We start from the raw sequence: 7,731 nt of genomic DNA, 5'->3' as shown, positions 1-7,731 counted from the left end.
CCCCTCCTCGCACCCCCCTCAATCCCCCCGCTGCGGGGGGAAGAAAAGGATAAACTTTTGATATTGGAGGGGGTTGGGGGTGGGGTTCTTGTACCTCATAACATCGGGAAGTGCTATATTACTGAATAGTTGACAGCGGTACACCTAACCAACCGACAAAGTTCTCCATTTCTCTAGAAGAGGGATTTTCCACAGATTTAAGTTGATATTTACCGGGAATTGCTGCTGCTAGGGTGATAGAATAAGTTCGCAATTCATCTTGATGGAAAACAGTAACTTGGATCAAATCATTTGCTTGATAATCCTTCAATCGTGCATTTAACTGATTTCCTACCTTAATTCCATCAATAGCTAATAATTCATCTCCTGCATCAATTCCTGCTTTTTGTGCTGGTGAATCTGCTTCCACAAATTTAATTATTTCTCGACCATTTTCGCTATTTATCCTCACACCTAAATAAGGTTCTTCGTTCTTTTCTTCTACTAATTGTAAACCAAAATGTTGCAAATATTGATTAAATGGTAAATCTTCGAGTCCATGGAGATAACGTTTAAAGAAATCTCCTAAATCCATATCCGCTACAGATTCAATTACCTCCTCTAATTGTTCGGGAGTATAACCAATTTCTGCCTGGCCAAATTGCTGCCACATTTGCCGCATGACATCATCTAAAGAACGTTTATTTTCATGATGAACGCGAATTAATAGATCTAACAAAAGTGATACCATTTCCCCTTTTAAATAATAGGAGATTTGGGAATTACCACTATTAGCATCTGGACGATAAAGTTTAATCCAAGCGTCAAAACTTGACTCAGATAAAGGTTGTACTTTGCGTCCGGGAGTCATCAAATATCTGGTAATTTCCTTACTCAAATAATTCAAATATGCCTGGGTATTATAAATACCTGCCCGTAAAGGAATAATTAAATCATAATAACTGGTTGTTCCCTCACAAAACCATAAAGATGGTGTATAGTTTTCCTGATCATAATCGAATATCTCTAAACCTTGGGGACGAATTCTTTTCACATTCCATAAATGAAAAAATTCATGGGCAACTAATTGTAAAAATGGCTCATATTTATCTGGAGTCCGAAATCCAAATCTTTGATAAATTAAAGAACAAGAGTTTTTATGTTCTAAACCACCAAAAGCTTGTTGAAATAAATGCAGTAAAAACACATATCTATCATAAGGTAAACCATCAAATATTTGCGCTTCTATTTCAATGATTTTTTGGAAATCATTAATCATTTTTTGTGGTTGAAAATTACCTTTTCCCCAAATTGCTAACTCATGGGGTTTATTCAAAACCTCAAATTTATGTAATTGATGACAACCAATTTCAAAAGGACTATCAACTAAAGTATCAAAATCTGCGGCTAAAAAAGTATTTTTTGTCTCTGAAACAGTTGGTAAAGCAGTGGTTATTTGCCATTGGGGGTGAGGGGGAATCACAGTTATTTTTAAAGGTAAATTCTCCCAATTAGGGATTCTAAAAAACAGCGCTGCACCATTAAAATAACCGTGATTGGCATCTAAATGATTTGTTCTTACTGATAGTTCATTAGCAAAAATACGATAAGATAAAGTTACCTGAGAAATATCAGCTTTTTCTACTTGCCAATGATTTTTACTAACTTTTCGCCAAGGTAAATGTTCAGTATTCGCAAAAGCGGTAAAATCTTGTAAATTTCTTGCATATTCCCGCACCAAATATGATCCAGGTGTCCACACTGGCATTTTTAAATCAAGAATTTCTGAGGTATAATTAACAATGTGTAATGTCACTTCAAACAGATGGGTTTCTGGTTGAGACATTGCCACTAAATAATGAATTTGGGGAGCTATTTCTGGAAGTTGATTATTTAAAAGTGGTGCAGTTGGTTTAGTCATCTTGTTTGTGAGTTTTGATAAATGGGTAAATATCATGATCTGGCAATTACAATATAATAGCATGAGCAATTATAAACAAAAATTACCAAAATTTAAACTTATTACTTAAACCTCATCTTTGCCTTCTTTCTCCGCACCTCCGCGCGAAACAAAAAGCCATTTTTCGGTAGAATTACATCTAACATCATTAAAAACCCGAACAATGGATTTCACTATTTGGTCTAACTTACTCAAACAATTATTGGAAGGTCAATCATTATCCCGCACCCAAGCAGCGGAATTAATGCAAGGGTGGATAAAGGAAGCTATTCCCCCAGAATTATCCGGAGCGATTTTAATGGCTTTAAATTTTAAAAGTGTTTGTGCTGAAGAATTAACAGGCATGGCAGAAGTCTTAAAATCTCTGTCTTCCGTAACTATAAACAAAAGCGACCATACCCAATTTCTGCCATTAATTGATACTTGTGGTACTGGTGGTGACGGTGCTTCTACATTTAATATTTCCACCGCTGTGGCTTTTGTGGTCGCTGCTGCTGGTGTACGGGTCGCTAAACATGGTAGTCGTTCTGCTTCTAGTCTCACGGGAAGCGCTGATGTTTTAGAAGCATTGGGAGTTAATTTGACTGCTACCAGTGAAAAAGTCCAAGCAGCAGTCGAAGAGGTGGGAATTACCTTTTTATTTGCACCGGGGTGGCACCCAGCACTGAAAGCAGTTGCCCCTTTACGGCGAAATCTCAAGGTAAGAACTGTATTTAATTTACTAGGTCCTTTAGTAAATCCCCTGAATCCTACTGGCCAGGTGATTGGTGTGTTTGATCCGAAACTGATAGCTACTATGGCTGAAGCTTTGCATCTCCTGGGGACACAAACGGCTATTGTTTTACATGGTAGAGAAAAATTAGACGAGGCTGGTTTGGGTGATATTACTGATTTGGCAATCTTGAAGGATAGTCAAGTATCCTTAACTACTCTTAATCCCCAGGAGGTAAATGTCAAAACTGCTGACATTACCGCTGTTAAGGGTGGTAATGTAAAAGAAAATGCTGTGATTCTCAAAGAAGTTTTGCAGGGAAAAGGTACATCACAACAACAGGATATAGTAGCGTTAAATGCCGCCCTAGCATTGCAAGTAGCCGGGGTTGTTCCCTGGTTAAATCATACTCAGGGAGTGACTCTAGCTAAAGAAATTTTACAAAGCGGTAGTCCCTGGACAAAGTTGGAACAGTTAGTTAAATTTCTGGGTGATTAGCCTATTACTAAGTTTGGGGACGAAATTCCACAACATTACGTTTTATGGTTACATCATAATTACCGAAGAAATCATGTCCTAAAAGTCCAGTTTCTAATTCCGTACCAGCGATCGCTACTGGAACTTTATTTACTGTCATTCCCCCGACTTCCATGGAATCAAGGTAGCCAATGGGAAATTCCACAGCTTTAGCACTAGCAGTATTGGCTTTAGCTTTCCCTGTTGGTACTACACCTAAAGCTGCTGCTATATTTTCAGTAATTACAGTCCCACTTGCACCTGTATCTACAATCATTTCAAATCGCTGTGTACCATTGAAAGTAACTTCAATAATTGGTGTACCACCCATTCGCCGCTTAATTGGGACAATAAATACCTCATTTTTGCTAGGGAGCATTGCTAATGGAACGGTGGTAGAAGATAAAAATGGTTTTGAGCTTTTGATAGTAGTTTGTGGTTTGGGAACATCAATTATCAGCGGTTGTGGCTGGGTAACGGATGATGTTAAATTTGTTGGTTTAGCTTGTTGACGAGCATAAGCAATTTCACGACGATACTCAACAATTTGACTTTGAGCAAAAGTGAAATTGCTACTATCACGCTTAATCTTTTTCATGAGAGCGATCGCATCTTGAAACAGACTGATTACCAAATTCCAATCATCCACAGATACAGCAGATTGACTGATACTTTTAGCACCAGCAGCTTTATCGAGAGCCATTTCCAAAGTGCTTAATTGAGCTGGAGAAGATTCTAGTGGGTTTGATGTTGGACTGACTAACGGTTGTTTAAACTGACTAGGAGAATGAATTGCGGCCAAACTCCCAGTAGCCAAAGATGGCTTAGATTCATCCGTGGTTATTTTCTGCTGATCTTGATTACAAGCAGCAGTTAGAAATGCTAAACTAACCGAACAAGGAATGAGGGCTAGACGAGACAAAGAGTATTTAAGCATAATGGATATTTTAACCGCCCTGGCTGCTCTTACCAAGTTTAACCCCGCCACCAAATTAAAAATGCTTGGCCGTTTAATCATTGCAATTTTTAATTAATTCTGACTGAAAATCTAAAACCCCGAACTCATGGGATAATAAACAGTCGCAGTGAGAGACTGGAAAAGAAATCAATTCAAAATTCAAAAAAACTTTTACCCATTATCCAATTATCTATGCCTCTATCTGAAACAATTCCGGCTTTACTGGTCTTAGCAGACGGCTCTACTTATCGCGGTTGGTCCTTCGGTGCTACGGGGACCGCCATTGGAGAAATCGTATTTAACACTGGTATGACCGGATATCAAGAAGTGTTAACCGATCCTAGTTACTGTGGACAAATCGTTATTTTTACTTATCCTGAATTAGGTAATACTGGTATTAATTCCGAAGATGAAGAGTCTAATAAACCTCATGTTCAGGGAGCGATCGCCCGGAATATTTGTCACAAACCGAGTAACTGGCGTTCCACCCAATCCCTACCAAAATACCTGCAAAAGCACCAAATACCAGGCATTTATGGCATAGATACCCGGTCACTAACCCGGAAAATTCGGATGTGTGGAGCGATGAATGGTGGTATTTCCACAGCAATTCTCGATGAAACAGAATTGTTAGAAATGGTACAAGCTGCTCCCAACATGACAGGTTTAAACTTAGTCAAAAAAGTAACTACAAAAGCCGTTTATGAATGGCAAGAAACCACAACAGCCCCTTGGGAATTTAACCCCGAAGCCGTAGCTAAAATTAGGGAAACCTACACCGTTGTGGCCTTAGACTTTGGAATCAAGCGGAATATCTTGCGGCGTTTAGCCAGTTATGGTTGTCGTATTATAGTTGTTCCTGCCGATACACAACCAGAAGAAATTCTCAAATACAATCCAGATGGTATTTTTCTCTCCAACGGACCTGGAGACCCTGCCGCAGTCACAGAAGGTATCAACACCACCAGAGCCTTACTAGACAGCCAAAAACCCATGTTTGGCATTTGTATGGGACACCAAATTTTAGGTCACGCGCTCGGAGCAGAAACCTTTAAACTAAAATTTGGACATCGGGGTTTAAATCAACCGGCGGGACTGCAAAAGCGAGTAGAAATTACCAGCCAAAATCACAGTTTTGCCCTTGACCCAGACTCCCTACCAACTACAACCGTTGAAGTCAGCCATTTAAACCTCAACGATTTAACTGTGGCAGGAGTGCGACACAAATCTCTACCTGTGTTTTCTGTTCAGTATCATCCAGAGGCCAGTCCTGGACCCCATGATGCTGATTACCTGTTTGAACAGTTTGTGCTAGAAATGCAAGCAGCACGTCAATAAATTTTAGATTTTGGGTTGCCGATTTGAGATTGAACCCCCGGATTAAACCACAAAGGCCAGGAGTTACGCATTGACAGCTGGGATTTATGCCAGCCAGCAGTGCTAAAACCTAAACCCAAAACAATCTCAAATCTCAAATCTCAAATCTCGAATTTTTAGTCATGGACAAATTGCCCACAAACCATCTATACTAGAACGTTTACTTTTAGTAAAAAGCATGAGGAGGAAATTATAGCTGAACCACTAAATCTAACCGTGAGCCTGAGAGGTACACGCGAACTCCGGGATAACTGTCAGCTATTCCGCCTCACAGGCTTATTAGACGCTTTCTCTGAGCCAACATTTCGGAAGACACTCGGTAGTAAAATTGATGAAGGTCCAAAACACATAATTTTGGATCTTTCACAAATAGACTTTGTGGATAGTTCTGGATTGGGTGCGCTTGTACAGCTGGCAAAGCAAGCTCAAACTGCCAATGGCACTTTACAAATTGTCACTAATGCCCGCGTCACCCAAACCGTTAAGCTTGTTCGTTTAGAAAAGTTCCTTTCCCTACAAGTGTCAGTTGAGGCGGCCTTAGAAAATCTCAAGGCATCTTAATTGTTTGAGTAGAAAATCTAGGTTAGGCTATCCGATGTCAAAGGATAGCTTAATTTTTATAGAGCAAAAATCTATCTCTTAGTCTAGTAATCAAGTAAAAACACTTAATTTAATGTGAAATTTTCAAAAAATTGTAGGTTGGGTAGAACGGAGTGAAACCCAACATTGGCAGGTACTTTTCCATCTTCGGATTTGTCGTATGAAATACAGCACTTCCCGATGTTATGAGGTACAAGAACCCCAACCCCCTCCAATATCAAAAGTTTATCCTTTTCTTCCCCCCGCTGCGGGGGGATTGAGGGGGGTGCGAGGAGGGGGCTTAAGATGTACCTCATAAGAGCGGAAACCCCTGTAATTTTTTGAGTTGGGTAGAACGGAGTGAAACCCAACATTGGCAGAAGTTGATCAGATTTTGTTCCTCAAACCAATCTCCATAAACCTGGAATTTCCGACTTAAAGGAAACATATTCTAATATAATAGAAATTCTGAAATTTTGATAGCAACACTATCCTAGTCGAAAATACTAACTGTGAATAAACTTAAATCATCTGGTTTACGTGACGCTACACTATGACAGTCCACCAACTTAGTTGATAGGTCGAGAAAACAATACCAGTAAATTTTGGTTATCGTTACTAATTTATAATATGCTCAGTATGCGAACATTGCTTTTGCCATCAGAGTAATGTTGGCAAAAATTATCTCCCGATGTAGTGCTTTTTTAAGGAATGATTAATCTGTGAAGTCGAAGGAGGAAACAGCCCAACATGAAGAAGATGAAACTACCGCGCAGGATTCATCAGACATTAACCCATGGTTGGTAAATGCGACCCAACTGCCTCAGCAAATATCCCCAGATCAAATAAAACAGATATCTCCTTCCGCTTTAGCTTATTTGGGGGACGCAATTTATGAATTATATGTTAGAATGTTTTTTCTGTGGCCACAACAACGACTGGAAAACTACCATCGTTCCGTAGTGGATCAGGTAAGAGCAGAAACACAAGCGATACATTTGCGAATGTTAACTCCTTACTTGAGGAGTAACGAATTAGAAATTGTCCGCAGAGGTCGTAACTCTGCCCATTGTCGTCATAAACGACTCAATCCCGAAATTTATCAACAGGCAACTAGTCTAGAAACCCTAGTTGGCTATTTATATCTTACTGATTACCCCCGTTTAACCGAACTTTTACAAAAACTCCCTCTGGAAAAATAGTCAGAAGCTGCATCTGGCAATTATTACTGATTTGTAATGGTTCATTAAATGAATGTCATCGGGCTGTTCACTGATTTAAATCAAACCTCAATACTGAAATACTGCTATGGCAAGTCAACCCAAAAAAAATAATTCCGCGAACCAATCTAAGCGTGGGCAACCCGTAAAAATCAAGGGTAAGCGCGTTGTTCCTCACTCTGTCCGTAATCAAGGCAAAAGTGAAAGTAAACCTCGCACCTCTCGTTATGGTGCTGATAAATCCCCAGAAGTTAGATTAAATAGAGAAGATAAGTCTGATGTTCCTAAACTCCGCATATCTCGTTATGGTGCTGATAAATCCCCAGAAGTTAGATTAAATAGAGAAGACAAGCCTTATACTCCTAAACCTCGCACCTCTCGCTATGGTGCTGATAAATCCCCAGAAATTAGATTAAATAGAGAAGACAAG

6 protein-coding genes are annotated in these 7,731 nt (G+C 39.5%); 4 read left to right on the top strand and 2 right to left on the bottom strand.

Annotation, left to right across the window (positions count from 1 at the left end; genetic code table 11):
- Window positions 1-118: 118 nt before the first annotated feature.
- Window positions 119-1,900, bottom strand: coding sequence for a M61 family metallopeptidase (locus tag H6G25_RS18450; RefSeq protein WP_190393750.1), 1,782 nt, complete (start codon window positions 1,898-1,900; stop codon window positions 119-121).
- A 202-nt stretch (window positions 1,901-2,102) separates the two neighbouring features.
- On the opposite strand from H6G25_RS18450, the gene trpD reads away from it, so the two are divergent.
- Window positions 2,103-3,149, top strand: coding sequence for an anthranilate phosphoribosyltransferase (gene trpD, locus H6G25_RS18445; RefSeq protein ID WP_190393749.1), 1,047 nt, complete (start codon window positions 2,103-2,105; stop codon window positions 3,147-3,149).
- A 7-nt stretch (window positions 3,150-3,156) separates the two neighbouring features.
- On the opposite strand, the gene H6G25_RS18440 is transcribed toward trpD, so the two are convergent.
- Entirely contained in the window at window positions 3,157-4,185 is a 1,029-nt protein-coding gene (locus H6G25_RS18440) for a retropepsin-like aspartic protease (RefSeq protein WP_242035021.1), read from the bottom strand.
- 132 nt (window positions 4,186-4,317) lie between these two features.
- Here H6G25_RS18440 and carA point away from each other — a divergent pair, with 132 nt between their 5' ends.
- From carA to H6G25_RS18425, 3 genes are all read left to right on the top strand, one after another.
- Window positions 4,318-5,463 (top strand): glutamine-hydrolyzing carbamoyl-phosphate synthase small subunit, encoded by a 1,146-nt coding sequence (gene carA / locus H6G25_RS18435; RefSeq protein ID WP_190393748.1) that lies wholly within the window; start codon window positions 4,318-4,320, stop codon window positions 5,461-5,463.
- A gap of 255 nt (window positions 5,464-5,718) precedes the next feature.
- Window positions 5,719-6,063: an anti-sigma factor antagonist gene (locus H6G25_RS18430; RefSeq protein ID WP_190393747.1), complete on the top strand. Its 345-nt coding sequence runs from the start codon at window positions 5,719-5,721 to the stop codon at window positions 6,061-6,063.
- A gap of 740 nt (window positions 6,064-6,803) precedes the next feature.
- Window positions 6,804-7,283, top strand: a complete 480-nt coding sequence (locus H6G25_RS18425; RefSeq protein ID WP_028083670.1) for a ribonuclease III domain-containing protein — start codon at window positions 6,804-6,806, stop codon at window positions 7,281-7,283.
- The last annotated feature ends 448 nt before the right edge of the window (window positions 7,284-7,731 follow it).

Origin of the sequence: Dolichospermum sp. FACHB-1091 (genome assembly GCF_014697585.1) — a bacterium.
In the GTDB taxonomy this organism is placed as follows: Bacteria; Cyanobacteriota; Cyanobacteriia; order Cyanobacteriales; family Nostocaceae; genus Dolichospermum.
The sequence above is the reverse complement of the archived record's forward strand: the minus strand, read 5'-3'. Positions and strand labels throughout refer to the sequence as shown.

Excerpts from the sequence above, each read along its gene's own strand:
- trpD (WP_190393749.1), top strand. The coding sequence starts at position 2,103 with ATGGATTTCACTATTTGGTCTAACTTACTCAAACAATTATTGGAAGGT.
- H6G25_RS18450 (WP_190393750.1), bottom strand. The coding sequence starts at position 1,900 with ATGACTAAACCAACTGCACCACTTTTAAATAATCAACTTCCAGAAATA.
- carA (WP_190393748.1), top strand. The coding sequence starts at position 4,318 with ATGCCTCTATCTGAAACAATTCCGGCTTTACTGGTCTTAGCAGACGGC.
- H6G25_RS18440 (WP_242035021.1), bottom strand. The coding sequence starts at position 4,185 with ATGATTAAACGGCCAAGCATTTTTAATTTGGTGGCGGGGTTAAACTTG.